At 45.0% G+C, this 26,034-nt stretch carries 22 protein-coding genes; 13 read left to right on the plus strand and 9 right to left on the minus strand.

From position 1 onward, the window contains the following. Positions 1 to 85 precede the first annotated feature (85 nt). Positions 86 to 1,891, plus strand: a complete 1,806-nt coding sequence (locus FS373_RS04790; protein ID WP_144047545.1) for a M61 family metallopeptidase — start codon at positions 86 to 88, stop codon at positions 1,889 to 1,891. Positions 1,892 to 1,958: 67 nt separating this feature from the next. On the opposite strand, the gene rdgC is transcribed toward FS373_RS04790, so the two are convergent. Then, positions 1,959 to 2,870: a recombination-associated protein RdgC gene (rdgC, locus tag FS373_RS04795; RefSeq protein ID WP_144047544.1), complete on the minus strand. Its 912-nt coding sequence runs from the start codon at positions 2,868 to 2,870 to the stop codon at positions 1,959 to 1,961. A gap of 292 nt (positions 2,871 to 3,162) precedes the next feature. Here rdgC and FS373_RS04800 point away from each other — a divergent pair, with 292 nt between their 5' ends. The 5 genes from FS373_RS04800 (at position 3,163) to FS373_RS04820 (ending at position 8,594) form a co-directional block, all read left to right on the plus strand. After that, positions 3,163 to 4,122: a porin gene (locus FS373_RS04800; protein WP_144047543.1), complete on the plus strand. Its 960-nt coding sequence runs from the start codon at positions 3,163 to 3,165 to the stop codon at positions 4,120 to 4,122. A gap of 193 nt (positions 4,123 to 4,315) precedes the next feature. Further along, entirely contained in the window at positions 4,316 to 5,005 is a 690-nt protein-coding gene (phoB, locus tag FS373_RS04805; RefSeq protein WP_144047542.1) for a phosphate regulon transcriptional regulator PhoB, read from the plus strand. 82 nt (positions 5,006 to 5,087) lie between these two features. Further along, positions 5,088 to 6,395 (plus strand): phosphate regulon sensor histidine kinase PhoR, encoded by a 1,308-nt coding sequence (gene phoR, locus FS373_RS04810; RefSeq protein ID WP_152828858.1) that lies wholly within the window; start codon positions 5,088 to 5,090, stop codon positions 6,393 to 6,395. A 240-nt stretch (positions 6,396 to 6,635) separates the two neighbouring features. After that, a complete protein-coding gene (locus FS373_RS04815) occupies positions 6,636 to 7,607 on the plus strand; it encodes a PstS family phosphate ABC transporter substrate-binding protein (RefSeq protein ID WP_144047541.1) in 972 nt (323 codons plus the stop codon). 279 nt (positions 7,608 to 7,886) lie between these two features. Further along, positions 7,887 to 8,594 carry an IS6 family transposase gene (locus tag FS373_RS04820; protein ID WP_152828859.1) on the plus strand — a complete coding sequence of 236 codons (708 nt, stop codon included), beginning with the start codon at positions 7,887 to 7,889 and terminating at the stop codon, positions 8,592 to 8,594. A 263-nt stretch (positions 8,595 to 8,857) separates the two neighbouring features. On the opposite strand, the gene FS373_RS04825 is transcribed toward FS373_RS04820, so the two are convergent. Further along, complete coding sequence (locus tag FS373_RS04825; protein ID WP_152828860.1) at positions 8,858 to 10,768, minus strand: DUF3604 domain-containing protein; 1,911 nt, start codon at positions 10,766 to 10,768, stop codon at positions 8,858 to 8,860. Between the two features lie 300 nt (positions 10,769 to 11,068). Between FS373_RS04825 and FS373_RS04830 the strand changes: the two genes are divergently transcribed. From FS373_RS04830 to FS373_RS04840, 3 genes are all read left to right on the plus strand, one after another. Next, positions 11,069 to 11,878: a hypothetical protein gene (locus tag FS373_RS04830; protein ID WP_152828861.1), complete on the plus strand. Its 810-nt coding sequence runs from the start codon at positions 11,069 to 11,071 to the stop codon at positions 11,876 to 11,878. Between the two features lie 169 nt (positions 11,879 to 12,047). Next, positions 12,048 to 12,731, plus strand: a complete 684-nt coding sequence (locus tag FS373_RS04835; RefSeq protein WP_152828862.1) for a DUF3313 family protein — start codon at positions 12,048 to 12,050, stop codon at positions 12,729 to 12,731. A gap of 129 nt (positions 12,732 to 12,860) precedes the next feature. Beyond that, on the plus strand, positions 12,861 to 14,315 hold the full coding sequence (locus FS373_RS04840; RefSeq protein WP_152828863.1) for a DUF1254 domain-containing protein: 1,455 nt from the start codon (positions 12,861 to 12,863) through the stop codon (positions 14,313 to 14,315). A 177-nt stretch (positions 14,316 to 14,492) separates the two neighbouring features. Here the strand turns inward: FS373_RS04840 and FS373_RS04845 are convergent, their stop codons facing one another. The 4 genes from FS373_RS04845 to FS373_RS04860 form a co-directional block, all read right to left on the minus strand. Beyond that, a complete protein-coding gene (locus FS373_RS04845; protein WP_152828864.1) occupies positions 14,493 to 15,188 on the minus strand; it encodes an IS6 family transposase in 696 nt (231 codons plus the stop codon). A gap of 658 nt (positions 15,189 to 15,846) precedes the next feature. Continuing rightward, on the minus strand, positions 15,847 to 16,239 hold the full coding sequence (locus FS373_RS04850) for an H-NS family nucleoid-associated regulatory protein (protein WP_144047532.1): 393 nt from the start codon (positions 16,237 to 16,239) through the stop codon (positions 15,847 to 15,849). Positions 16,240 to 16,411: 172 nt separating this feature from the next. Next, a complete protein-coding gene (locus FS373_RS04855) occupies positions 16,412 to 18,022 on the minus strand; it encodes a DNA topoisomerase (protein WP_152828865.1) in 1,611 nt (536 codons plus the stop codon). 386 nt (positions 18,023 to 18,408) lie between these two features. Continuing rightward, complete coding sequence (locus tag FS373_RS04860; RefSeq protein ID WP_322619445.1) at positions 18,409 to 19,299, minus strand: collagenase; 891 nt, start codon at positions 19,297 to 19,299, stop codon at positions 18,409 to 18,411. 227 nt (positions 19,300 to 19,526) lie between these two features. On the opposite strand from FS373_RS04860, the gene FS373_RS04865 reads away from it, so the two are divergent. Then, positions 19,527 to 21,311, plus strand: coding sequence for a M1 family metallopeptidase (locus FS373_RS04865; protein WP_144047529.1), 1,785 nt, complete (start codon positions 19,527 to 19,529; stop codon positions 21,309 to 21,311). Between the two features lie 348 nt (positions 21,312 to 21,659). Here the strand turns inward: FS373_RS04865 and FS373_RS04870 are convergent, their stop codons facing one another. Continuing rightward, on the minus strand, positions 21,660 to 22,139 hold the full coding sequence (locus FS373_RS04870; protein WP_144047528.1) for an NYN domain-containing protein: 480 nt from the start codon (positions 22,137 to 22,139) through the stop codon (positions 21,660 to 21,662). 88 nt (positions 22,140 to 22,227) lie between these two features. Further along, complete coding sequence (locus FS373_RS04875) at positions 22,228 to 23,094, minus strand: LysR family transcriptional regulator (RefSeq protein WP_144047527.1); 867 nt, start codon at positions 23,092 to 23,094, stop codon at positions 22,228 to 22,230. A 128-nt stretch (positions 23,095 to 23,222) separates the two neighbouring features. Between FS373_RS04875 and FS373_RS04880 the strand changes: the two genes are divergently transcribed. The 3 genes from FS373_RS04880 to FS373_RS04885 are packed head-to-tail and all read left to right on the plus strand — an operon-like array spanning position 23,223 to position 25,520. After that, positions 23,223 to 24,290, plus strand: coding sequence for an HlyD family secretion protein (locus FS373_RS04880; protein ID WP_144047526.1), 1,068 nt, complete (start codon positions 23,223 to 23,225; stop codon positions 24,288 to 24,290). 42 nt (positions 24,291 to 24,332) lie between these two features. Further along, complete coding sequence (locus FS373_RS31410) at positions 24,333 to 24,482, plus strand: hypothetical protein (RefSeq protein WP_194165804.1); 150 nt, start codon at positions 24,333 to 24,335, stop codon at positions 24,480 to 24,482. A 21-nt stretch (positions 24,483 to 24,503) separates the two neighbouring features. Further along, on the plus strand, positions 24,504 to 25,520 hold the full coding sequence (locus FS373_RS04885) for a DUF2955 domain-containing protein (protein WP_144047525.1): 1,017 nt from the start codon (positions 24,504 to 24,506) through the stop codon (positions 25,518 to 25,520). A gap of 1 nt (position 25,521) precedes the next feature. Here FS373_RS04885 and FS373_RS04890 read toward each other — a convergent pair whose 3' ends face one another. Continuing rightward, the gene (locus tag FS373_RS04890) at positions 25,522 to 25,989 is read right to left on the minus strand and encodes a GNAT family N-acetyltransferase (RefSeq protein WP_144047524.1); all 468 of its coding nucleotides are present in this window, start codon (positions 25,987 to 25,989) and stop codon (positions 25,522 to 25,524) included. Positions 25,990 to 26,034 lie beyond the last annotated feature (45 nt).

Genomic DNA, 26,034 nt, shown 5'->3' on the forward strand with positions numbered 1-26,034 from the left:
TTAGTGATGCCGAGTCTGCGAAATAGAGATATACTCTCGATCTTATTATAAAAATAAATAACAATCATAACAGAAGGAATCAAGAGTGAAACCAGCAGTCCCATTGATTTTAACTTTAAGTGCATTTTTTTCCTCATCAATTTTCGCTGAGGTCAGCTATCGCATAGATCTCACTGACTCTCAGCATCATCTGGCTAAGGTTGAGGTGGGATTTCCAGAGTCTGCAACCACAGAGCTGAAAATCAATCTTCCAGTGTGGCGAACAGGCAAGTATCAGGTCTTACCCTTAGCCGATGGTATTCGCTATTTTAGTGCGCAAGATGAGTCGGGAAAGGTCTTGCCCTATACGCGAAGTGCCAGTGGTGAGTGGACGGTTGAGCTTGAACAGCCAACGTCGGTCACTGTGACTTATCAGCTATATGCTAATCAATTAGGTCAAAGGATTGGGCATATAGATGCAACTCATGCTTTCTTGGATGCCAGTGGTACCTTGGTATATAGCCCTGATTTTAAGGACCAGAAGATCAAGGTCGAATTAGTCGTGCCAGATGAATGGAATAGTTATTCAGGTATGGAGCCTGGAGGAAAGCCTCATTCGTTTGAGGCGAGCAATTATGATGTGTTGGTGGACTCTCCGATAGAGACGGGAATTAGTCATCACAGAGGGTTCTCCGCCGATGGCCGGGATTATGAATTGGTCGTGTGGGGAGAGGGCAACTATGACATTGAACAGATGGTTACCGATCTGACCAAGCTTAGTGGTCAGGCAAGGGCTATCTGGGATGGCTACCCTTTTGAGCGTTATGTCTACATGGTGCATGCCACCAGTGGTGCCCGAGGTGCAACTGAGCATCTGAACTCGACTGTGATTCAGCGTCCTCGTTTCAGTTATCGAGAGCGTGAAGACTATTTAGGCTTCATTAAAACCGCTTCCCATGAGTTTATTCATACCTGGAATGTGAAGGCTTACAGGCCTCAAGGTTTGGTGCCCTACGACTACCAGAAAGAAAATATATCTGAACTGTTATGGATTGCCGAAGGTTCGACAAGCTATTTTCAAAGCCAGTTGTTACTCAGAGCTGGGGTGATCACGGCTAAAGAATTTTTTGAAGACTTAGCCAAGCGAATTGCCCAGAGTGAGAGGACGCCGGGGCGTGAAGTTCAGTCGGTGCAAGAAGCGAGCGTCGGCAAATGGGCGAGCACGGGTGGAGATTATGCGGTTAACCACAGTGCTAACATCTACTCTGAAGGCTACCTCGCTTCTTTGGCCCTGGATTTTTCACTGCTCAATGACACAGATCTTGCTCATTCATATCGTGACGTTCATAAAGCGCTCTACAATCAGCATAAGATCCCAGCGGGTTATTCAGTTTCTGATGTTAAACAGATCTTAAAAGATCTGTCGGGTAAAGATTATCAAACATGGTGGCAGACCCATGTTAATTCACCTATGAGCTTGGATTTTCCCTCCTTGCTAGAAAATGCCGGCTTAAAGCCTGGTTATGGGGATGACTCGAAAGCCACGGCCTATGTCGGAATTAAGTTGAGCGGTGACTCACTTAAACTTGCGGAAGTCTTGCGTAATGGACCCGCCTGGAATGCGGGCATCGTGCTTGGGGATGAAATTGTAGCCATCAATGGACTGAAGGTTACCAGCAAAGGTTTTGATTCCAGAATCAAAGACTTTAAGCCGGGAGCTGAGATTGTAGTGAGCCTGTTTAGCGATGACCGTCTCAAACAGGTGACGCTGAAACTGGGTGAGCAGCAGAGTGATAAGCTGAAGCTGTTGAGTGTGGATAAGCCAAGTCGAGGTCAGAAAGCCTTCTTTAAAGCCTGGTTAGGTATCGATTGGCCGTTCGATAATAATGGCGAATTAAAATCGGATAGTTAAACTGATTTCCATTAAAAAACCGCTAAAAACAGAAGTTGTTAGCGGTTTTTTGTAACGGGTTAAGGTATTAGATACTCTCTTCCAGTCCACCTAAGACGTCTACCAGTGAGTTCATTAAGGCGATAAGCTCGCTACCCATCAAGGCGAAATCGGCGTCGAGTCTGGCCATAGGATCTTCGGTACCCACTTCATCATTGCCGGCTCTGAACTCTTCAGAGAACTTGAGGCGCTTGATGCCAGCATCTGATTGCAATAAGAAAGCAATCGATTCGCCGAAATGCAGCGCCAGTTTATGAACTTGCTTACCCACTTCGATATGGGCTAGCACTTCGGCTTCGGTCAAGTCTTGTTGTTTGAAACGGACAATGCCACCTTCATCTGAGTCTGACTTAAATTCAGCTTCATCTTGCATCTCGAAAGGTGCAGGCGTCGAGTTAGTCTTAACCCAATCGGTTAATTGACTCTCGATAGGCGCCTTAAAACTCAGAGGGATGATCGGCAAAGAGCCCATAGCTTTACGTAACAAAGCCAAAAACTCTTCGGACTTAGCTGCGCTCGAACTGTCGACCAAGATCATCTCAATCTCAGGGATGATCAGGGCGCGAATTTGACTACGTCTTGAGAAGGCGCGCGGCAATAAGGTGATGATTATTTCGTCTTTTAATGCGTCTTTCTCTTTCTTAGCGAGTTTGCGATCTTCTTCGGCTTCGATTTGAGCGACTTTATCTTCTAAGGCTTCTTTAACCACTTGTGAAGGAAGGATTTTTTCTTCTTTAGTTGCACAGATTAGGTGTCTGTTACTGGCACTGTGAACCAGAGTTTGCCCCTGTTTCCCCAGAGCATTAGAGAAACCGAATTTGCTGATGTCTTGACTTGAGCATGGAGAGAAAGTGAAGTCTTCCAATGACTTTTCAAGAGCCTCAGTGTCAACAGAGAAAGGTTTATTAAAACGATAAACAGTCAGGTTCTTAAACCACATAATAGGCGCTCAATCAAAAAATGAAGCCGCAGTGTAAGACATTGTCACTCTCTGGTAAACCCGAAAGTACTTATGAATATGGCAAGGTTCAGGATAATTCATAAAACTGTCACATTCGGTTTTGTTGCTCTGTATCCCTTGATGTATATGGGGTTTGTTTTTATTTTTTCTCTTGGTTACTGGTTTTTTATGAAAATTGATCTAGATTGAAATAAAACTGCAACAGAAACATTGCAAACTTCTGGCCGTCCAAACCAATAACCCAGACGAACAGATACGTCGAAAGGATTAAATGATGAACGTTTTTTGTAAAACTTTACTAGCTTCTGCGCTTGCTACCGCCACTCTAGCTTCTGCACATGCGGCAGATCCTCTCACTGTCTACGGTAAGTTGAACATCACGGCTCAGTCTAATGATGTTAACGGTGATTCAGAGACTACGATTCAAAGTAACGCGTCACGTTTTGGTGTGAAGGGGGCGTTCGAGCTTAGCAGTTCATTAGAGGCGTTTTATACTATCGAGTATGAAGTTGATACCGGTGATGATGACAAAGAGAATTTCAAGGCCCGTAACCAATTTGTGGGTCTCAGAGGCGGTTTTGGTTCAATAGCTGTGGGTCGTAACGATACCCAGCTTAAGCAGTCCCAAGGTAAAGTCGACCTGTTTAACGATATGTCTGGCGATATCAAGAACCTATTTAAGGGTGAAAACCGCCTGGCCCAGACCGCCACGTATATTACGCCTTCTTTCAGTGGTTTTAAGTTTGGTGTGACTTATGCGGCAAGTGGTGACAGTGACCAGTTAGAGCAAGATGGATACAGTTTGGCTGCCATGTATGGTGACAAGGGTCTTAAGAAGTCACCTATCTATGCTTCTATCGCCTATGATTCAGACGTTAAGGGCTACCAAGTTGCTCGTGCAACGGTTCAAGGCAAGATTGCTGGATTTAAGCTTGGCGCCATGTATCAACAGGAAGAGAAGGTTTATGAATACGATGATAATGATGTCGTTAATCCTTTCGATGGAGACAGCTACACAGGTTACCTTTTAAGCGCGTCTTACACTATCGATGCTGTGGTACTTAAAACTCAGTATCAGGACATGGAAAACAAGGGTGATTCATGGACAGTGGGCGCCGATTACAAGCTAGGTAAGCCGACTAAGCTTATTGCTTTCTATACTAATCGTTCATACGAAAACGTTGAAAACGATGACAAGTTCCTAGGTCTTGGTATCGAACATAAGTTCTAACTGTTCTGATTAAAGAACAAAGCGAGAATAAGGAGGCTTAGGCCTCCTTTTTTTATGCTGTACTTTTACCCTTTGATATAAGTTTTATGACAATAATCTGCACTTTATGACAATATATGCCTAGCCGATCATAATTTTGTAATAAAACTGACCAATAATAGAAGCGCGAACATTCACTGACAGAAGATTGCATATGACTGCTAAGATATTAATTGTTGAAGATGAGTTGGCTATCCGAGAGATGCTGACATTTGTTCTAGAGCAACATGGTTTTACCACAACATCGGCGGAAGATTTCGATTCCGCACTAGACATGATATCGGAGCCGTATCCCGATCTTATTTTATTAGACTGGATGTTTCCAGGCGGTAGCGGGATCCAACTTGCAAAGCGTCTGCGCCAGGATGAGTTTACTCGTCAGATCCCTATTATCATGCTCACGGCGCGTGGTGAAGAGGAAGATAAGGTGCGCGGCCTGGAAGTGGGCGCCGACGACTACATCACTAAGCCATTCTCTCCGAAAGAGTTAGTGGCTAGAATCAAGGCAGTGATGCGCCGCAGCTCTCCTACCAGTTCAGAAGAGCCTATCGATGTTCAGGGGCTTATGTTAGACCCTGTCAGTCACAGAGTGACCGTAGGGGATCTGGTATTGGATATGGGGCCGACAGAATTCAGGTTACTGCATTTCTTTATGACTCATCCTGAGCGGGTTTACAGTCGTGAGCAGTTACTCGATAATGTTTGGGGCACCAATGTCTATGTTGAAGACAGAACGGTCGATGTGCATATCAGGCGCTTACGAAAGGCGATTGAGCCATCTGAACACGATCGTCTGATTCAAACGGTTCGTGGTGCCGGTTACCGATTCTCAACGAGACTGTAACTTAGCTTGAAAGCGTTAGGCACGAGATCTAATTTAGGTTATCTTGTGCCCGTCTCTTACCTATGGTTTCGATGCAATTTCTATGTTTGATTCATATTCGGGTTATCGACTACTATCTCGATTAGTAACCTATCTGGTGTTATGTTTTATTCTTGGTCTGCTCCTGGGCGAAGTTGTCTGGGTTCTCCTGATCGGTACTCTGGCATTGCTGTTCTGGCATTATCGCCAGCTCTCCAGGCTCAACTTCTGGTTATGGCGTGACAGAAGGCTAACCCCGCCAAATGGTCGCGGTAGTTGGGAAGGTGTCTTCAATGGTATTTATCGCCTTCAGGGGAAAAACCGTAAACGTGTCTCCCAATTAGCGTTCCTGCTTGGTCGCTTCAGGCAAGGCGCAGAGGCACTTCCCGATGCTGCTGTGGTGTTAGATTCTGAGCACAACATCATCTGGTGTAACAAGCTTGCCCAGCTGTTATTGGGTTTCGTTTGGCCACTGGATAGCGGCCAGAGAATCGATAACTTAATTCGTCATCCTGATTTTTCTCATTACCTCAAGAAAGCTGCCTATCAAGAGCCATTCGAGTTGGCATCGCCACTCTCTGAGGGACGCATTCTGGAGATCCGTATCATGGGCTATGGCACGGGTCAGTTCCTGCTTATCGCCAGAGATATTACTCGGGTGAGGCAACTCGAGGGGATGCGCAAAGATTTTGTCGCTAACGTATCTCACGAGCTGAAAACCCCACTCACAGTGCTGCAAGGTTATCTGGAGATGATGCAGTCCATGGCAGAACCTGGCTCGCCAAATGTTAAGGCGATGGACCAGATGCAGCAACAAACCAATCGCATGCGCTCTATGGTCGAACAACTCTTAGTCCTGTCCAGAATAGAAGATTCAGCTGAATTAAATTTAAGCAATATTATCAATATGGACCATATGATCGAGGTGTTAAAAGAGGAAGCCAATGCCTTGTCTCAGGGGGGATACAATTTGAGTTTTGATTGTGAGGCTGACTATCATCTCTATGGCAATGAAATTGAGCTTAGGAGTGCTTGCTCTAACCTCATATCTAATGCGATTCGATATACAGAGCCCGGTGGTCAGATAAGGGTATGTTGGAAACGAGTCGCGACAGGTGGCTTGTTTAGCGTCACCGACAGTGGTGATGGTATTGCGTCCCAGCATATCGGCAGGTTAACCGAGCGCTTCTATCGAGTGGACAGTGCCAGAACCCGTCAAAGAGGCGGTACAGGCTTAGGCCTGGCCATCACTAAACATGCCCTGAGTAATCATCAGAGTGAGTTAATGATTGAGAGTGAACTTGGCAAGGGCAGTACATTCAGCTTCGTTATCCCGACGAATCTCATCGAAGGGACTCACCACACCGATTAAAAAAGTGATTGGGCTAGCGAGTTCACAAAAAAGCAGACCTTGAGTCTGCTTTTTGCTCAGGGTAATCGGAGGCCACTAACGTGTATAGCTTAACCAGACATTAAAAATTCACTTAAAACGCACATTGTCATCTAAGTGTCACACCAGAGTAATAGACTTGTCATCATAGAAACAGATACTGGCTGCAACTTAAATGTTAATTCAATTAATGAGCAAGTACGCTTAACACTGGAGCAAAGAATGAAACTGAAACAGCTTGTCGGCGCGGTTAGTTTAACAGCCGCTAGTTTATTCTCTGCAGCATCAATTGCTGCAATCGATCCGTCACTACCTGTTTATGAAAAAACAAGCGGCGTATCGGGTAACCTATCTTCTGTAGGCTCAGATACTCTGGCTAACATGATGACGCTTTGGGCCGAAGAGTTTAAAGAGATGTATCCTAACGTGAACATCCAAATTCAAGCGGCTGGCTCTTCTACTGCGCCTCCAGCGCTCACGGAAGGGACTTCTCAGTTCGGTCCTATGAGCCGTAAGATGAAGCCTAACGAAATTGAAGCGTTCGAGAAGCATTATGGCTACCAGCCAACGGCGATTCGTGTCGCTATCGATGCCTTAGCGGTATTTGTCCATAAAGATAACCCAATTAAAGGCCTCAGCATCGAACAGATTGACGACATCTTCTCTGCGACGCATAAATGTGGTGGCAGCGATGTTAAGCGTTGGGGCGACTTAGGTCTGGAAGGTAGTTGGTCTGCTCGTGATGTACAGCTTTATGGTCGTAACTCAGTATCGGGTACTTATGGTTACTTCAAGAAGAAAGCACTGTGTAAAGGTGACTTCAAGGCAAACGTGAATGAGCAGCCAGGTTCTGCATCTGTGGTTCAGTCTGTGTCTCAGTCACTCAATGCCATAGGTTACTCGGGTATCGGCTACAAGACTGCAGGCGTGAGGGCGGTGGCCATTGCGAAGAAGGGGACTAAGTATATCGAAGCTAATGCGGCTAATGCGGCAAGCGGTACTTACCCATTATCACGTTATCTATATGTTTATGTGAACAAGCATCCGAACAAAGACCTATCACCAATGGACCGTGAATTCTTGAAGTTTGCACTGTCTAAGCAAGGTCAGCAAATCGTAGAGAAAGATGGTTATGTGCCACTACCACTTAGTGTGACAGCTAAAGATTTAGCCAAAGCGGGCATTCGCCTTTAAGTCTACAATCTTCATATCGCTAGACTGATAATGTTCAAAAGGCCTCATCTGAGGCTTGCTGTAAGCTTGTAAGTTATTGATTTATAATGGAACCATAGTTTAGGCGTCCACACATTGACCACACGTAACCGTTAGGAAAATAAAAAACCGCCTTAATCGGCGGTTTTTTTGCTTTATGACAGCATCATTTAAAACTGTTAGCAGCTCTTTCAAAATGGGCTCTGTTGCAAAGATCGTCGAATCAGCTAAGCTCCTCTTTTGTTTTAGGCCTGCTATCTCATGACACTCATTAAGTATCGACAATTTTCCCACGACATTATCATTTGGGCTGTACGTTGGTATTGTAAATACGGGATCAGCTATCGAGAACTCGAAGAGATGCTCAGTGAGCGTGGTATCAATGTTGACCACAGTACGATTTATCGCTGGGTTCAGCGTTATGCGCCAGAAATAGAAAAACGATTAAGGTGGTATTGGAAGCCCAAAGCAGGATTAAGCAGGAAGGTCGATGAAACCTACATCAAAGTGAAAGGCAAATGGGTGTATCTGTATCGGGCTGTCGATAAACAAGGTCATACCATCGACTTTTATTTATCGTCCAGACGTAATGCTAAGGCGGCTAAACGGTTTTTGGGTAAAGCTTTGAAAGGGCTCAAATGCTGGGAATGTCCCTCCGCCATCAATACCGACAAGGCCGCTTCCTACGGTGTAGCCATTACGGAATTAAAGCAAGAAGGCAAATGTCCTGAAGCGCTTGAACACCGGCAAATTAAATACCTGAACAATGCGGTAGAAGCTGATCATGGAAAACTGAAAAGGCTCATCAATCCTGTGAGAGGATTCAAATCGATGAAGACGGCTTATGCCACTATCAAAGGATTTGAAGTGATGCACATGTTTAAAAAAGGGCAGTTCAATACCTGGTTATCCGGTCAAGGAATAGCAGGAGAGATCCGTCTAATCACCAATGCACTGGTAAACTATTAATAATCATCCAGATAACCGGAGTACTTTCGGGCTAGGCTCAATCTTTGCAACAGAGCCGTAAAAAGTGCCCAGGTATTCGATGTTGGGTCGCTCAATTTTTTGAGATTTCTGCTAACCCCTCTTCAGCCGACACTGCAGGAAACATCAAGCACACAAGTATGAGAAATCGTGTGTTTTTCATCTTAACTCCTTTTAAATTTTACTATATATCAGGCAATTACCTAAAGTCTGTGCTTTGTGCGATATTACTACCGCAAACAAACTTATCCCGCAGGCTTATACCAGATGGGCGATGTCCAGGCGCGTTCCTGAATGCTGGCTTGCACGTCGTCTAGCAGAGGCTGCTTACTTCTCACTGCATCATAGGTGGTCCAACGAGGCGTTGGTATTTCTATGACTCGAGTGTAATAAAAAGCGTGCTGTTCTGGGTTAAACTCAGAGTCGGTCCAACTGCCGATAAGGGCCGTTGCCCCTATGGTATTGGTGTACTTGGCTGTTGTCAGGTCGACGGTATTCCCCACTGGTGTAAGCTTGCCATCTTCACCCTTTTTACGTTTATCGGACCAGACCACATCGAAAATCTTTTCATATGTCTTTCCCTTAACATCGACCCAACCCTTGATTATCTGTATTCGGTCAAGATTCGCGCCGTCAGGGTCTTTCATTGCGTGGACGGTAAAGGTCGGAGCAGAGCCAATTGAAGGCAAGTCGCTGCCCATAGGCACGCCTAAATCGTAACCTTGCTGGACCAGCTCTTGACCGTTCTTAGGTTTTGCTGGAAGTTCGACGCCACCGAAGAAACGCACCTTGATGCGCGGCCCCGTGGTGGAATATGTCTCACGGCTCTTCATCGCATCCCATAAACCACTGCGGGTGTTCTGGGTTGCCCAGACGCCGGCTAGGGTGTCGATACTGAGGTCCTTGCCATCAATCCACCCAACGACTTTGCCTGTTCGGCGGGCTTTTACGCTGCCATCGTCACCACCATGGGCTCCGATAAAGCTGTCTTCAGCAACAGCGGAGGGCAGACCATTGTGGTTATCTGTGCCGCCTATGGTGCCGTATTTAAACGGGTTGACGCCGAGGGATTGCTCGTAAGCGAGTCCCATTTTTAAGCCTTCACGAACGAAGTCTTTTTTGTGAAAGGTTCGGCCACTGTTTTTTTGAATCGAATCGGCATTTTCAAAGTCGGAAAATTCATCCTCTGGCCAGAACTGTCTATGGACTTCTGAGTTACCTTTAACTTGCATCATCTCCATCAAAGGCTCGAAATGTTGACGGGTCTGGGCGTATTCAAGGTCGATAGGCTTGCCCTCTGCATCGACACTGGGGAACATCATGCCCTTACTGGCGTTGGAGTTATGGGGAATCGCCAGCAGCTTCATACCTTTGGCTTCTTGCTGGGCCATCCACTGCCATAATCCATCTTCGCGGTTGGTATCAATATAGCTGATGGGGGCATCGGGTACCTGAGCGTCGCGGAAAATCACGTTCCTATGCAGATTACCGCCTCCGGGAGCACCGCTCCACTCAAAGGCTTTAAGGGCGGTAAATTTGCCGGGCTGGTTATATCTGTCCGCCGTTTCCTGCATGATTTTCCAGGCACTCTTGACTGACTCGGGACCGGTGAAGAAGGGAGGGTGAGCTGGATGGGTTCCGCGATTACTGGAGATAACGTACTTCATAAACCAAGCTTCACGGTCCTTGATATCTGTCATGCCCCGTAGCTCTTTGAGCAACTTTTGGTTGTGCCCTTCTGCACCTTCGGTCAAATTGGTATACATTTCACCGATGTATTCAGCATGGTCAGTTACTGCGATGAAGTCCAACGGGCGATGACGTTTCAGCTCTCGGCCCATCAGGTTAATGGTTTCGCCCTGAGCATAGCGGTAGGCATCTTCATGGGTTAAGCGTGTACCACCGAGATAAGCATCCAGTGAGAAAGCGGTGTGCATATGGGTCTCACCGAAGTACACATCCTTAGAGGGATTGACGGCCACGGACTGATTAGTATCGCTTGTCTCTTGCTTAGGGGCAGTGTTGCTTGCTGCTTGAGTCGATTGCTCTGTGGCGCTTCTGTCCTGGTTTTCTTTACTCTCCAGAGGCGAGCAGGCTGACAATATCGTGGTGATAGTGATGCTTAATAGTGTTGGTATCAAAATAGACTTGTTCATCTGACTCATCCTCTCGCTCATGTTTATGTAAGGTGGCTTAATCTTCGTTTGTTGTAACCATTCTTTATCAAAAGAGGTTGGCACTTAAGGTGCGGTCTCTGCTTATTTTTTCGATTAACGGCATTTTACTTTAATGACACAGAGATAATTAACACCTGGAATGCTAACAAGTCAGGGTGATTGTGTTTACACAATGTTTCAATAGTGTGGCAGTTTATTTGTTGCTTTTATTAGCATTTAAAGCCATGTTCTCTTTATTGAGCGTCTTTTGTGAGCAATTTCACGTCAGGGAGAATAAAAATGAAGTTAACGGTAAGTTCAGTGGCTAAATGTGTCGCCATTTACACCACAATGGCTGCAAGCATGGTGATATCTGCAAGCGCTATCGCTGATGAAGAGTTAAATAAACTGTCCAAGGAGGCACAAGACCCTTTGGCAAAAATCATCAGTATGCCTATCTTTTTCAACCAATACACAGACATTGCAGATAGTGGCAAAGACAACAACGCCATACTCATACAGCCTGTTGTGCCTTTTAGTTTTGGCAGTGATGAGTGGTACGGTATTGCTCGCGCCATTATTCCTATTGATGACTTTGAAATACCAGATGAATCAGGGGTGGGCGATACCACTTTAGACATCGTCTTTGCCACCAATGTACGCCCAGGTCTGCGCGCAGGCTTTGGTCCCATCTTTCAAATTCCCACCCACAGCAATAGCGCACTAGGTAAAGACAGCTGGGGCGCCGGATTATCTGGTGGCTTAGTGCTCACCGAAGGGCGTTGGGTTATCGGCGGTCTTGCCACTCAAGTTTGGGATGTCAATGGCGATAACGCGGCTGAAGACATTAACACCTTCACCTTCCAACCTATTGTTAATTATGACTTTGGTGAGAAAGGAGGATGGATTTTCACCTCTACGCCGTTAATCGTTGCGGATTTCACAAAAGATGATGATAAGTGGGATGTGCCTATTGGGGGCGGTTTTTCTCATATGAGCAGGATTGGAAAGATGCCAGTAAGTTGGGGACCGCAAGTTTATAAACATGTAAAAGGCGCGGCAGATTGGGAGTTTCGCTTCATGGTGCGTGCAATCTTACCTGGATTTTAATTCTTAACAGCTAAGCTCATTTGAAGTGGCTTGAAACCAAGCTTTAGCAAAGAATTGATGAGCTATATCAGCCATCAGGAGGGGGTAGGTGACTCCTCCTTTGACGCTAAAGTGGCAACCAAAAAATCACAACAGAAATAGTCGTTAATGATATTAAACAGGGAAAAATATGAATAAGTTATTTTTATGCGTAACACTTTTAGCTGTCGCAACGCTCTCAGCGTGCACGATAAATAAAAATCAACAGCTCACCGTGTCAGCTGACGGGATGACGTTAGTTAAAGCGACACGTTCGACTCAAGTGGCTAAAAACGAGAATGTTGATTTTACCCGTTACGATAAAATCCTTATCTCTCCCAGCACTGTTACCTTTAAAAAGGATTGGAAACGAGATTACAATCGCGATGAAAGAGAGTTATCAATGCGAGTTGAAGATAAAGATGTTATTCGCATTAAAGAGGGGGTAGAAAAACTCTTTGATGAAGTATTTCAGGAAGAGCTAGCCAAATCAACACATTATTCCATTGTGACCAAAGCAGAGCCGGGAACCTTGTTACTTAAGCCCTCTGTCCTCAATTTGGAAGTGAATGCACCTGATTTAGAGAGTGCTGTCAATGTTAAACGCTATACTGATACCACAGGCGAAGGGACATTGCTTTTGGAGGTCTTCGATGGAGTGAGTGGCCAGATAGTTGCTCGTATCATCGATGCAGAAGAGGCGGGGGATAATGATTTTTACGAGTGGGCGAGTCGAGTCTCAAACCGTGCAGACGCCAAAAGAGTGATTAGAAAGTGGGCTAAAAGCTTAAGAGAGCATTTAGATAAAGCGCATACTAGTCCAGCTAAGCAGTAGAGCTTAGATACCTGAGGTGATGGATCATCTTTTGTTTACTCCTAAGTCGTTTATAGTTGAAAAGCTTCATAATTCAAAAAGACTTTTCATAACAGCGAGTTCTAAACCAATATTGTCAAGGAATGAACAATGAAAATTATAATGACTATAGCTTTGTATGTGCTTCTAACCATGAGCTCTGTAGCGGATGCTAAGGGGCGAGCGACTCCTCCACCTGAATTAGGAACCCTTAAGGGCGCTGAGGCTGAAGCCTTTTATCTTGGTGTTAATGCCGTTATTTGGGGGTATCCAATCGTGTTCTTTGAAGATTTAATTCGCGGTCGGACACGACCTGATGCTGAAGCTAAAACAGGTAACCCTCAAGCACAAATAAATGAATTTGCTTTAGTCCGCCAATTACGCGGCCCTGAATTTAAAGCGATTGCGACACCCAACAATGACACTCTATATGCTCAAGCCTTTACAGATGTCAGCCGCGAACCTATGGTTCTTTCGGTTCCTGAAGTAGAAGCGGATCGCTACTACACCATGCAATTATGGGATCCAAATGGCGATACTTTTGCTTATGTTGGTAGTCGAACTACGGGTGTTAAAGCCGGTGACTTCGCGCTTGTGGGGCCTGACTGGAAAGGTAATTTACCTCCAGATGTTAAACGTATTGATAGTGAGTACAACAGTTTAGTTATTTGGGGGCGCATTGGAGTTAAGGGATCAGACGATGTAAAAAATGCTAATAAAATTCAAGATAAACTTCGCTTAACCCCCCTTAGTCAGTTTCAGGAAATGAAAAACAGTGGACAAGAAATCGCAGTAGATAAAACTTTTTCGATGCAACGCGTAGCCTATACTAAACCTGCTGATTTAGCTCCTGAGCTTGAATTCTATTATAAACTTGCACGCTCACTAAAATTCACTCCCCCGAAAGAACGCGATATTGTCATTGCCGATAGTTTGCAACAAATTGGATTTAGGGATGACAACTTAAGATTTGATTATTCTGCTTTAAGTGATGCCCAAAAAAGCGGGCTAACTAAAGCCTACCAGTTCGCATTACATTTAATGGACTCTAATGCCGCTAGCACTGGAGAGTCGGTTAATGGTTGGCGTTGGAGTAGAAAGTCAGGAATTATGGGGACTGATTACTTATTCCGAGCAGCTTGGGCAAAATGGTACACCGGTGGTAATACGGCCAAAGAAGCCATCTACATGGATGGCCGCAAGGACGATAAAGGTCAGCCCTTTAACGGAGATGACCATTACCTCATGCACTTCCCCAAAGATCAGCTACCACATGTTAAAGCCTTTTGGTCCGTGTCTATGTATGATTTAAATACAGGGGCATTTATTGAAAACCCAATTAAGCGCTACTCTATTGGGGGTCGCACTCAAGGTTTAATTTATAACGATGATGGCTCTCTTGACATTTTTTTACAAAATGAAGCACCAATAGACGCTAAGAAAAAATCAAATTGGTTGCCAGCCCCCACAAAAGGCTTTTATCTGAATTTGCGACTTTATATTCCGGATGACAGTTTACAACAAGGTTTATGGAAGCCACCTGTTGTTCAGCAGGTTGATAAATAGTTATACATTTCCCTACACAAAAACTCTTTACATAATACGCTTTATGTAAAGAGTTAGCCTATTCAGGTATAGTCCACATGCGGCTTACACGACGATGAAAAATTATGACCGACGGGCGAAATGTGGTTCTGTCGCATCTTTGAAAAAAGCAGTGATCGTACTATTCTCCAGACACTGTTAAGCTGCTAAAGAATAAAATTGCTCCCATAACGTCATCTCACCAGCATCTTTCATCTGACCTTTACGAAGCATTTGCCATAACTCGACACCGACTATTGTAGCTTCAGCCCCAGCCATCGATTTGAATCCAAGGGCGGTACGCATCTTCCACTTCACCGCTCGGTGACTCTGCTCTACGATATTATTGAGGTATTTAACCTGCAACACTTCGATAATATAAGCTGCGATACCGGCGAACCAAAGTTGCCAATTCAAGTTATCCAGAGCCGCGCTGTTACTTCCACTTTTATCAATAACCACTTTCTCTGGTAAGCCATGCTGCCCGATAGCTTTGTTAAAGAAGTCTCTGGCGGCAGCTTCATCCCGCTTTTCGCTCAACATGAAATCGATAGTATCACCGTATTTATCAACGGCTCGGTACAGGTAAAACCATAGACCTTTAACTTTGATATACGTTTCGTCCATTCGCCACGAGCCAGACACTGCGCGCTTTCTGCTGTTACGGAAGGCAGCTTCCAAAAGAGGAGCATATTCCAACACCCAACGATGAAGCGTCGCGTGATCAACGTGAACACCACGTTCAGCGAGTAACTCTTCTATATCACGATAACTCAGCTTATAAGCAACATACCATCGAACGGCCATCAAGATTGTGGCTGAAGGAAACTGTTTTTTGGCGAAGCTTAAGGCCATAGGATAAATTACATAACAAATAAAAATCCAGCTTAGCATCACTGCAGGGCTGGACTATGTATCGTCTGCTTATCAAGTTCTGTATGTAGACCATTTCTGTAACTTCAAGATGCGACAGAACCTTCATTTATCTGAGCAGGGTCTCAAGAAGTTGGTCACGACGTTACGGGTTCACAAGAAGCGCAATGGTAAAGAGCTGCTACAAGTTGAAATCACTGATGCGAGCCGACGCAAATTAAGTCTAATGATCTTCAAATCAGGTAAAACAAAAATTGAAATCATTGATTATTTGATATTGAATGCGGATTTAAGTGAATTTGAAAAGAACGAATAATTACAATGTAACTATTCGTTGGTGTCATTTGAAGCGCTGCACGAGTGCTAATTCGATAACAAAAAGTCGTTTTCAGGAAAAAAAGCAAAAAAAATCACATCCAGCAAGGCTGGATGTGATGACTGCTTTGTCAGTGTCGGAATGCTCTGGTATAAGCCTGGGTTATCTTTTATTTACACGAGAATAGCGCTCTAAAATATTGAGCTTATCCTCTCATAACCTTGACAAAATCTCTTACTTGCACAGGTTTGACTTGTACAAAGGTTATCCACTAAATCTGTGGGTAACTTCATCAAATCTTCATAAAACTGGCATGAAAACGTTTTATGAGATGAGGAAACCCTTAAGCTCAAAGCCTTCATCGAGTTCTTTTTTAAACACGGTTGGCATCCGGCCTTGTCCTGTCCAGCTGATGGTTTCGCCATTGACTTCAATACTGTACTTCGCAGGGCGGGGTTCGCGTTTTTTCTTGGGGGCCTTTGGTGCCTCTCCCACGTCATCCAAGCTCAGCCCGAGTTCGGCCATCTGCTTTCTGATGGCATCAATTTGAGCATTACGCTCTGCATTTTCAGCAAGCTCAGCTTCCGCTTGGGCCTCTCTTGTGGCAATCAATTGTTCAAGCTTGCCGGCGAAGACCTTTAGCTCATCAAACGGCAGGTCTTTGACTGCTGCCTTGAATTTACGGCCATGGGTTAAAATCTCTAAAAAATCGCTCATTATTTCAGTCTCTTTAAAAGGAAAAAGTGGGTTGATATTGAATGGTCATCAACAAAAAAAACCGCCTTACTTAGCGGGATTGAAAGGGTAAAAGCCTTATTATTGTTCCGTCTGTATCCCTACTTGGCTGGGCGTATACTCGTAGCTAGCAAGGGATTAGTCAAGTTTGGGGCTATCGCATTTCGCCTTTATCTCTGTCCGGCTTGCCGTTTTGGTCAAAAAATCGAATGGTACACTTTGGGTAGCCCGAACAGCCCCACCAAAATACCCCTGCTTTTTTCGCTGGGCGTCTGATAAGGGGCTTGCCGCATTGCTTGCAAAACTCGGTCTCTGAGATGGCCAGCGTGGATTTATTTTTATCTTCAAGGTTAGGCTTGCCGTTATCATCAGGGTAATGGCTCTTACATTCAGGGTAACGATTACAGGCCCAAAACGGGCCATGCTTTCCTTTACGCTTCACCAGCGCCCCCACTTGGCACTTAGGGCAACTGATTTTGTTTTTGATGGTGATGGGCACGCCGTTGGTTTTTACATCAGAAATACGCAGTGCCAGGTAATCATCTAAATCACTGACAAATGCCTCAACGGTGGACTCTCCGGCTCTGATAGCTTGCTGTTTCTGTGCCCACAGTGCCGAGGTATCCGGCGCCACAATCTCTTTAGGCAGCAAGGCGCAGAACTCTTGCCCTTGCTCGGTGGTTTTCCACACCTTCTCCTTATAGCCTTTCTCAGTGCTAAGGGTGATTAAAGGATTGTTGGCCAACTTCTTCAAAATAGCCGCCCGGGTGGCTTCTGTTCCGATAGAGCCAGACTCAGACGCATTATCTTTGTCCTTAGCTTCCAAGGCCGCGCGAAGCGTTGGGTCTTCTATGAATTTGGCTGCCCGGGTCATCGCGGCCAGTAAGCTTGATTCGACAAAGTATTTCGGTGGTGTGGTTTTCTTCTTATCGATATCAAGTGATTGGTTAGTGCCGGTGTCTTTGCTCACTTCCCTTAAGTCCAGCTCTTGCTTGCTCTCGCGTTCCTCCTCTATTTCACCTCGATACAGCACTTCCCAGCCTTGCGCGGTCATATTGCTTTGGGTGGCAACAAAGACACGCCCTTGGCAATCAATCTCCAAACGGGTCTTATCTCGCACACTGGCTGGATAAAACAGGGCTACAAAGCTTTTTGCGACTAACTCATATACCGTGCGCTCTTTAGGGCTCAAGGTGATGCTTGCCCCACTTTTTTCAGTGGGGATAATCGCATGGTGCGCGGTGATTTTACTGCCGTTAAAGGCTTTGTGCTTCAATTGAGGATTGCCGCCCTCGATGGCTGCATTCAGTCCTGGTGCTGTACCCGCTATTGCAGTCAGTACCTTACTGGCCCCCGCATAGTGTTCATCAGACAAATAACGGCAATCTGAGCGTGGGTAGGTTAATAGCTTGTGGGTCTCATACAGGCTTTGTACCAGCTTGAGGGGGTCATCGGCACTGTAACCATGTTGTTTGGCGCACGTTTGTTGCAAGGTCGACAAGTTAAACGGCAACGGCGCGGCCTTGTTTTCCGCCTTAGTGTTGATGCCAGTGATACTCGCCGGTTGGTTGAGGCACTGCTCTTGTATCATGAGCGCATCAAGCTCACTGGTTAGACGATTTTTCTCATCCGTGTTGTCATCCTTTCCAGGAACATGTTTGGCATTAATATTACCTTTTGAAAAAGAGAAGGCACCAGAAAGTACGTAGTAGAAGCTCTCGCAGTGGTTGAGATTCGCCAGTGTTCGAGTGTTAATCAGTCCCAATACCGCGTTTGCACTCGGCCTACATTGAGTACATTGCCATAGCCCTCATCTGAGGCCTTTTTTGATCTTGGTTTTAATACCAGTTCCTAGGAACTAGGATTAGCCTCTTCTTATCCTTACCGCTTCATTTAAAATTTAGGCAAAAAAAAGCGACCTAATCAGGTCGCTACATGTTCCAAGCTTGGAATAGGGTGACAGTCGCGCTAGAAACTATCTAAAAGGGAGTGATGATGAACAATGAAAACGACTTCAATCTAACGTTAAACAGAAGCCAAAAATTCGGTTCATATAATCAGAGTCCCATTTATCCGGATAGTTCATATTTTATTGGAAATAACGATAAAATATTTACCAGCAACTTTCTCTAACTTTTAAAACGGGCAAGATTAACTGGTGAGTTTAACCAGCCAGATCTTAAATTCATCATCCATGCTTGTGCCCCATTGCTTAACTAAAGACTGGTACCTTGGGTAGTCTCCCTTGCGGGTGAATATGAGCATATTATCGATCTTATCTTTGTGGTTTTCCATCATGAAGCGAACCGATAAATATCCCCAACGATAGACTCTGTCGGTGCCGCCATTTTTCTCGTAGCCGGTATTAAATAGCTCACTTAATGGGAAGTTGCTATTGTCTGAAAGGGATTTTTTAGCCAAGTCGATGGCGGCTTGATTATCGTCTCCTCGGGAGACATATTCACCTAATCCTTCGCTCCACCAGATCAAGTAGGGTAAAAGTGGTGCAGGTTTAGGGCAGTATTCAGGAGCACTGTGGGAGTCGTGCAGTGAGGCACAAAAATCACCGTATAAGTTAAAGTGGCCATCCAAATAATGCACATATTCATGGGCTAAGTTCCAAATCTGCCCCTTCTTCTCATAGGCGACAAATTCTGCTTGATTGTCAGTTTGGCCCGGTAATCCTTCGAGGAACATGCCGCCATTGTCGCTGGGTACATCGAAGTGAGTGGTTACATACTGAGTGTAATCTTCGCGAGAATGATAGACGTTGGCTCGCATACTCATGTTGTTGTCGTTGGCGACAGGCTTACCTTGGGTACCAAATAGCTGATGAAATTTAGCTTCTTGTTTGCCCATTAGCGCACAAGCCTCGGCTATCTGCTCTTCTGTTAGGGCTTGTGAACGTATGACTATGGTGTCACTACAGGCATGATTCTGAGATAAGACCGCGGCTAAACTCGTTGGATCTTCTTGAACCGATGAATGGCAGGCACTTAGGCTAAGCAGACCCGTTAATGATAAAAGTTTAAACGTTTGCACGGCGTGTTCCCTCGAAATGTCTTTTTGTATACAATATTCTCAAGTGTTTCATCTAAGTTAAATGAAGTCAATTGCAATGACATGTTCACCGGCTGTGGTTAAGATAATCATTAATATTCGTGGTATGTGTTATCGACGGCAACGCCAGTTAAACTTTATGTACATGTGTCGGGCTATTTATATTTGAGATTTCAAGTTAATTCGTAATTGCTAAAAAGGAAAGTGTAGTGTCAAATCAATGGGATAATAATCGTGACTATCATTCATTTGCTAATGTCGATGAAATTAGAGTCAAGCATTTAGCATTAGATCTCGATGTCGATTTTGAAGCTAAACAGTTAACAGGTGTTGCCGAGTTAACGCTGGATTATATCGATGCCAGTTGTCGTCATTTATGGTTAGATCTTCGCGAACTCACCATACTGGATGTACGAGATGATAAGGGTGATGTCTTAACATTTACTATTGATAAACACGATTCTATCTTAGGCGAGAGACTTAATATCTCTCTGTTGAGTCAGACTCTAAGTGTGAAGCTGTATTATCAGACCTCAACCAATGCCCAAGGTCTGCAATGGTTAACTCCTGAGCAAACCAGTGGTAAGACTCTGCCATTTCTATTCAGCCAATCTCAGCCCGTTAATGCCAGAAGCTGGATCCCATTGCAAGATAGCCCTAAGGCCCGCATCACGTTCGAGGCAATAGTTAAGGTGCCTGTTGGCATGCGGGCTGTGATGAGCGCCATGAATGATGCGACGGCGAGTTTGGATGGAGAATTCTCTTTCTCAATGGAGAAATCCATGCCGACTCATCTGTTGGCCATCGCGGTGGGAGATCTCGCCTTCGGTAAAATAGGCGACCGCACCGGCGTCTATGCTGAGCCCGAAGTGTTAGATGCGGCGGTCAAAGAGTTTGAAGATACCGAGCAGATGGTAGAAATCGCCGAGTCTCTGCTGGGGCCTTATCCCTGGGGGCGTTATGACATGATAGTCTTGCCGCCTAGTTTCCCCTTTGGTGGCATGGAAAACCCTCGATTGGCATTTATTACGCCGACCCTGATCGCTGGAGACAAGAGTCTGGTGTCTACCGTGGCCCATGAGTTGGCTCACTCCTGGACTGGAAACCTGGTCAGTAATGCCACTTGGCGAGATCTTTGGCTCAATGAGGGATTTACCACCTATTTTACCAATCGCATCGTCGAGGCTGTGTTTGGTAAAGAGCAAGCCGAGTTGGAAGTGGTATTGGAATATGGCCGCTTGAAGGAGGAGCTGGCAACCACAGAACTCGCCGAACAGCATTTACCTGCCAATGTACAGACTCAAGATCCCAATGAGGCTTTTAATCGTTTCACCTATGATAAGGCGTCTATGTTTGTCCATGATTTGGAGCGTCGTTTGGGTCGTGAGGCATTCGATAAATTTCTCTATACCTATGTGCAGCACTTTGCATTCGAGGCGATAACCACAGAAACGTTTATCGAGTATGCCAAGCAGACCTTGCTGATTGAGCATGCAGACAAGCTCAGCGAGGCTGAGTTGCTGGAGTGGATCTATGGCTGTGGCATGCCTGACTGGTTTACTCCGCCGGTATCAGACAGTTTAGATAAAGTCGAAGCAGCCATAGAGACTTGGTTGGCTGGTACACAAGCAAGCTCGTTATTGACAGATAGTTGGCGAGTCCATCATTGGCAGTACTTTTTAAGTTCACTGCCTGAGGTGCTTAGTCAAGAGCAGCTGATGGAGTTAGATGGATGCTTTAACCTGACTCAATCGACTAACGCAGAAATTGCTTGTGATTGGTTTAGGGTGGCTATCCGTAATCACTACGATCCAGTATTACCCGCATTGAGTGATTACCTTATCCGAATAGGCCGGGGCAAGTTTGTTAGGCCACTCTACTCAGAGTTGCAAGTTGCCGGCTATGAGAGCGAAATTAAGCAGATCTATAGCCAGGCGAGAGTGGGGTATCATCCATCGATCGTCGTTCAGCTAGATAAGAGCATTGGTTTGTAAACAGGGCTTGAAAGCAAAAAAAATGGCACCTCAATGAGGTGCCAAACATTCTTAATAGAATAAGTTCTGAATTGGTAAGCACTAAGCGCTAGCAAATTAACTTACCTTTCAGTTGAGAACTCATTGAGCCCTCTAAAAGGGAGGTGATGAACCATGATGAAAACATGAAACAAGTTACACTCAACTTGCTACATATAATCAGAGTCACTATCTCGAAGAAAGTTCACCACACATCATAAATAAATCCAATCTTTCAGGTTTTCTGTAGAGGTATTATTATATCTAATGATTAACCTATTGTTTTTCATTGTTAATTTTCTTTTGTTTTTAATCGTTTTTTCTTGAATGTTAAAGCAATAAAGCCTCATCGATTTCAACAAATTTACAGGCCGAATCGATAAGAGACTTAGCTGTGAGTGTCGGTACACCATAAACTTGAGTGTCGACGCCATACTTTTGATACACCTTGAGCATGAGTAAGTCGAAATCACCATCGCCGGAGAGCAGAATGATAGTATCCACTTCCGGAGCCGCTTCCATTACATCGATGGCAATCCCCACGTCCCAATCACCCTTTGCCGAACCATCGCTGCGCTGAATAAATGGTTTTAGCTTAATATCGAAGCCTATGTGTTTGAGTGCATCCTGAAATTTAAGCTGGCCATCATCGCCTTTATGAATGGCGTAGGCCGTGGCCGAGACAATATCGCCCTCGTAGCCAATGTGTTGCCATAACTTTCGATAGTTAAACTGGCGGCCATAGGCCTGACGGCAGGTGTAATAGATATTCTGTACATCGACGAAGATGGCTATTTTCTTATTTGTCATGCTTAGCTTCGCTATGAATTATGTGTGGTGCACATTCTTACTCATTTATCTATGGCAGCACAAGCTAGCCTCTACATTTTTTATGGCATCATGTATTTTGGCCGAAAGATAGCCTCAATAACTGAACCATGGCCCGGGTTTTCTCGGGCAAATAAGGTTGAGATGGATAGATCAAGGTGAGTTTAAGTTCGGTAAAACGCTGTTGGTCTAATATTTCATGCAAGCTGGCGTCTTGAAGATATTTATCCACCAGTAATCTGGGTAATAAGGCGACGCCCTTACCTGATTTTGCCAGCCTGATGAGAAGCTGTAGATCATCGCTGTAAAGGTGATATTCGACATCTTCAGGTAACAGTGACCTGCTATAGCGACTGGCTAACAGTTGATGAGACGCTAGGTCAGAAAATTGCTTAGGGGTACCAAACTGACTGAGATAGCTTACGGATGCGACCATGCAAAAACTCAAATAGAGTAAGTGCTGTTGAACATAGTCATGGTGCAGTGTGTCTATATAACTTGGTAAAATCTGTAGATCCGTATCGGTTCTTCTCAAGTCTATAGCTTGTTTCTGATGCTCTACTTCTAATCTGACATCAGGATATCGATTAACATAATCTTCGATAACGTTAGAAAATATCTCTGTCATTCCAAGGGCGGGCGGGATAGCCAGACGCATTTTCCCCTGTGGTGTCATTCGCTCTGTCTGCATCAAATTAACCGCTTCGTTTAATCTGTTGAGGGGGCCGTTCACCTGTTCGTACAACCATTGCCCACGTTCAGTGAGTTCTATGTTGCGGGTAGTGCGGATAAGTAGCTGGTAGCCTAGTTGTTTTTCCAGTTCTTGTAAGCGCCGACTGACTTTAGAACGCTGTAAACCATTGGCCTTAGCAGCCGAACTGATCCCTTGGTGTCGTACCGTCTGAACAAACAAATTGATATCGTCTAAGCTTGGCATCTGCTACTCCATGATCTTTTACTTGATAATCCCGTCCTATTAATAGGACGTACATGGCCTATGATACAGACTATTTGTAGTAAAAATAGCGATATATAATACTCTGCTTAAGATTGAAAGGAGATAAAATGGAGCTCGCAGAGCAAAAATTCAGACGTTGGATGACAGTGTTGATCATCATGTTCGTGGTGACTGGCCTCTATCTGGTTATGGCCGACCGCTATGCGCCCATGACGACTGAGAGTCGGGTACAAGGCTTTGTCGTGCAGTTAGCCCCCGAAGTGTCGGGCTATATAACCCAAGTGAACCTCAGCAATAATCAGTTGGTTAAGTCTGGTGATCTGTTATTTAGCATAGATGATCGTAAGTTTAGGTTAGCGGTTACTATGGCCGAGTTGAATTTAAAGCAGGCCATCGAGGGGGAAGCGTCCCTGTATGCTCAGGCCGCGGCGGCGAAAGCGAATATTACAACCAGTACAGCAGCTTCTGACAATGCCAAAAGGGAGTTTCAAAGAATATCTAAGTTGTCGACTTCAGGTTCTGTCTCTGAATCTAAGCTTGATTCGATCAGGACACAGAGAGATGAGAGCTCGGCGAATCTTGTCGCAGCGAAGGCCCAGTACAGGGCAATTGAGACTCAACTTGGTGATAGTGAGGGGGAGAGTAGTTTAGTACATTCAGCCGAAACGAGTTTAGCACAAGCCAAGTTAGACTTCTCGCACACACAGATAAAAGCACCGAGTGACGGTGTGGTGACAAATCTACAGCTGCATAAAGGTAGTTTTGCCAGTGTTAATCAGCCTCTTCTGACATTTATTCCTACCGACTCTTTGTGGATCACTGCCGATTTCAGAGAGAAGGCCACCTCCATGTTACAACCTGGCATGCGCGCCGAAGTCGCCTTCGATGGACTGCCCGGAGAGGTGCTGAGTTTAGCTGTGTCCAGTCGTGATTTTGGTGTGGCGTCGGCGCAGCAGAAGGCTAATGGTCAATTGTCATCGGTTGTGACCAGTAATCGTTGGGTACGTGATGCCCAAAGAGTCAGGGTTAACTTCAGCGCTGACATTAAACTTCCTGATAATCTATTTGTTGGTTCTCGTGCAACTGTTATTATCTATCAAACAGATAATTTAGTGTTTAATTTTTTAGGTGGGCTATTAATACGCATGGTGAGTCTGTTCCATTATGTGTATTGATCACGTCTGAACTTAGATTAAAACGAGTAAAAGGTAACCAGGATGTCACCATCAAATAGTAAGCCAGTTAAAAGAGAAACCACGACCCGAATGATTCTGGGAGTCAGTGTTACTCTGCTGCTTGCCGTTATTTTTGAACAGGTTGAAGCCCTGTTTATTCGGGCTCTCACTATGGTTTATTTTCTGTTTTAGAGAGTCATTCGAGGAGGTAAGATGAAGCCGTTAAGGATCTGGTTCGCCTGTGTGTTAGGTGTAACCATAAGCACGCTCCTTGGGTGGTCGAATGCCATGTTTATGGCCTTGTTTCCTGTGTTTGTTTTAGTGAGTCTGAATCGTTGGAATACGGGCTTGTTTGTGCAGTTGATATTGGGCATCTTCTGGGTGAGCGTTCAGGTAAGCCTAATCATAGGCTTCTTGCAGCCATACCCGGTTCTCATGCTGATAGCCGTGGGGATCATGCTGCTGTTTAAATGCTTTGCCATGCATCATAAACCGATCTATGTATTCGGATATGTGGGTCTACTTATTGGTTCGATTCTGCTCAATTTTGGCAGCTATCAAGCATTCGATTTAGAAAACTTCATCGTGGGGATCTGGATAGCCACTCTGATGACCTTGCCTATCTGCGGTCTGGCCTTTTATTGTTTTCCTGATCCGATAGAAGAAGGGCCCATAATGAGTATACAAGGGCAAGATAAAGAGCCTAAAGCCATATTGGAACAAACCGCCCTGGGCTGGCTGGTGGCCATGGTTGCGTTTGTCATTTTTCAGGTGGCGAACTTGAATGACTCACTCTCGGCTCAGGCGAGTATCTTGGTCATATTGGCACCTATGACTCTGGTTGGGTCCCTGATGGCGGCAAAAATTCGTATCATAGGAACATTGGCCGGTTGTATGGCTGCGATGGCCATTCAATTTGTTCTCTATGATATGTTTGACAACCCTATACTCTATCTCGTGTCTTATGCCATCGCCGCCGGGATCTTCTGTCGCTGGTTGGCTAAGGATCCTGTATGGGCAGGGATCGGTTTCTCAGCCATCTCCGCGCTGACGATTCCTTTGACGACTAACATGGTACCGGGACAACAAGACGCCTTCTTCGCCATTCTTTATCGAGCTAGCTCTATTCTGGTCGCTGTGATCGCCACCTCAATGATGATCTGGCTAGGCTATAAGCTGCTCAAGTCGATGCCTTGGTTGTTTAGCTTACCAAGGCAAGAGAAAGGTTAAATCACCGATTCTGATTCTTTACCTTGATATAGCCCATCATGACTAAGTCTTTACCTTGGCTGGTGTATTTATTAAAAAGCTGTTCGATATCATTCGGCGCTTGGACATCTTGGCTAAATCCATGCTTTCGGTAAAACTCCACCAGGTGTGGTAGAGAAAATAGATAGGTTTCTTTTGATGTCAGTTTCTCTGTTACTCGCTTCATTAGCTGGTGGCCTATGCCTTTTCCTCTATGGTCTGGGTGAACCAGCATACCGTTCAGTAAGTTAAATTCTCCGATAGGCCTAAACCTGAGACCTGCAATAATCTGCTCTGCTTTAATGTATGAGTCAGGGGGGAAAGTGTGTTCATCATCATTTATCAATAAGGCTATCTGCTCTTTTCGACTGATTCGGGTATAGGGCATGTAACTGCGGTAAAAGCCGTAGACACCTCTTCGGTGTAGATTATCTAGCCAAATTAATTTCAATTGGAATGTCTCATAAGCGCCAAGTATTTTGGCTGCGTGGATTAT

The organism is Shewanella sp. YLB-07 (genome assembly GCF_009377275.1).

Excerpts from the sequence above, each read along its gene's own strand:
- FS373_RS31410 (WP_194165804.1), top strand. The coding sequence starts at position 24,333 with ATGTCACCATCAAATAGTAAGCCAGTTAAAAGAGAAACCACGACCCGA.
- FS373_RS04835 (WP_152828862.1), top strand. The coding sequence starts at position 12,048 with ATGAATAAGTTATTTTTATGCGTAACACTTTTAGCTGTCGCAACGCTC.
- FS373_RS04885 (WP_144047525.1), top strand. The coding sequence starts at position 24,504 with ATGAAGCCGTTAAGGATCTGGTTCGCCTGTGTGTTAGGTGTAACCATA.
- phoB (WP_144047542.1), top strand. The coding sequence starts at position 4,316 with ATGACTGCTAAGATATTAATTGTTGAAGATGAGTTGGCTATCCGAGAG.
- FS373_RS04815 (WP_144047541.1), top strand. The coding sequence starts at position 6,636 with ATGAAACTGAAACAGCTTGTCGGCGCGGTTAGTTTAACAGCCGCTAGT.
- phoR (WP_152828858.1), top strand. The coding sequence starts at position 5,088 with ATGTTTGATTCATATTCGGGTTATCGACTACTATCTCGATTAGTAACC.
- FS373_RS04830 (WP_152828861.1), top strand. The coding sequence starts at position 11,069 with ATGAAGTTAACGGTAAGTTCAGTGGCTAAATGTGTCGCCATTTACACC.
- FS373_RS04880 (WP_144047526.1), top strand. The coding sequence starts at position 23,223 with ATGGAGCTCGCAGAGCAAAAATTCAGACGTTGGATGACAGTGTTGATC.
- FS373_RS04820 (WP_152828859.1), top strand. The coding sequence starts at position 7,887 with ATGACACTCATTAAGTATCGACAATTTTCCCACGACATTATCATTTGG.
- FS373_RS04825 (WP_152828860.1), bottom strand. The coding sequence starts at position 10,768 with ATGAACAAGTCTATTTTGATACCAACACTATTAAGCATCACTATCACC.
- FS373_RS04840 (WP_152828863.1), top strand. The coding sequence starts at position 12,861 with ATGAAAATTATAATGACTATAGCTTTGTATGTGCTTCTAACCATGAGC.
- FS373_RS04850 (WP_144047532.1), bottom strand. The coding sequence starts at position 16,239 with ATGAGCGATTTTTTAGAGATTTTAACCCATGGCCGTAAATTCAAGGCA.
- FS373_RS04845 (WP_152828864.1), bottom strand. The coding sequence starts at position 15,188 with ATGGCCTTAAGCTTCGCCAAAAAACAGTTTCCTTCAGCCACAATCTTG.
- FS373_RS04870 (WP_144047528.1), bottom strand. The coding sequence starts at position 22,139 with ATGACAAATAAGAAAATAGCCATCTTCGTCGATGTACAGAATATCTAT.
- FS373_RS04875 (WP_144047527.1), bottom strand. The coding sequence starts at position 23,094 with ATGCCAAGCTTAGACGATATCAATTTGTTTGTTCAGACGGTACGACAC.
- FS373_RS04800 (WP_144047543.1), top strand. The coding sequence starts at position 3,163 with ATGATGAACGTTTTTTGTAAAACTTTACTAGCTTCTGCGCTTGCTACC.
- rdgC (WP_144047544.1), bottom strand. The coding sequence starts at position 2,870 with ATGTGGTTTAAGAACCTGACTGTTTATCGTTTTAATAAACCTTTCTCT.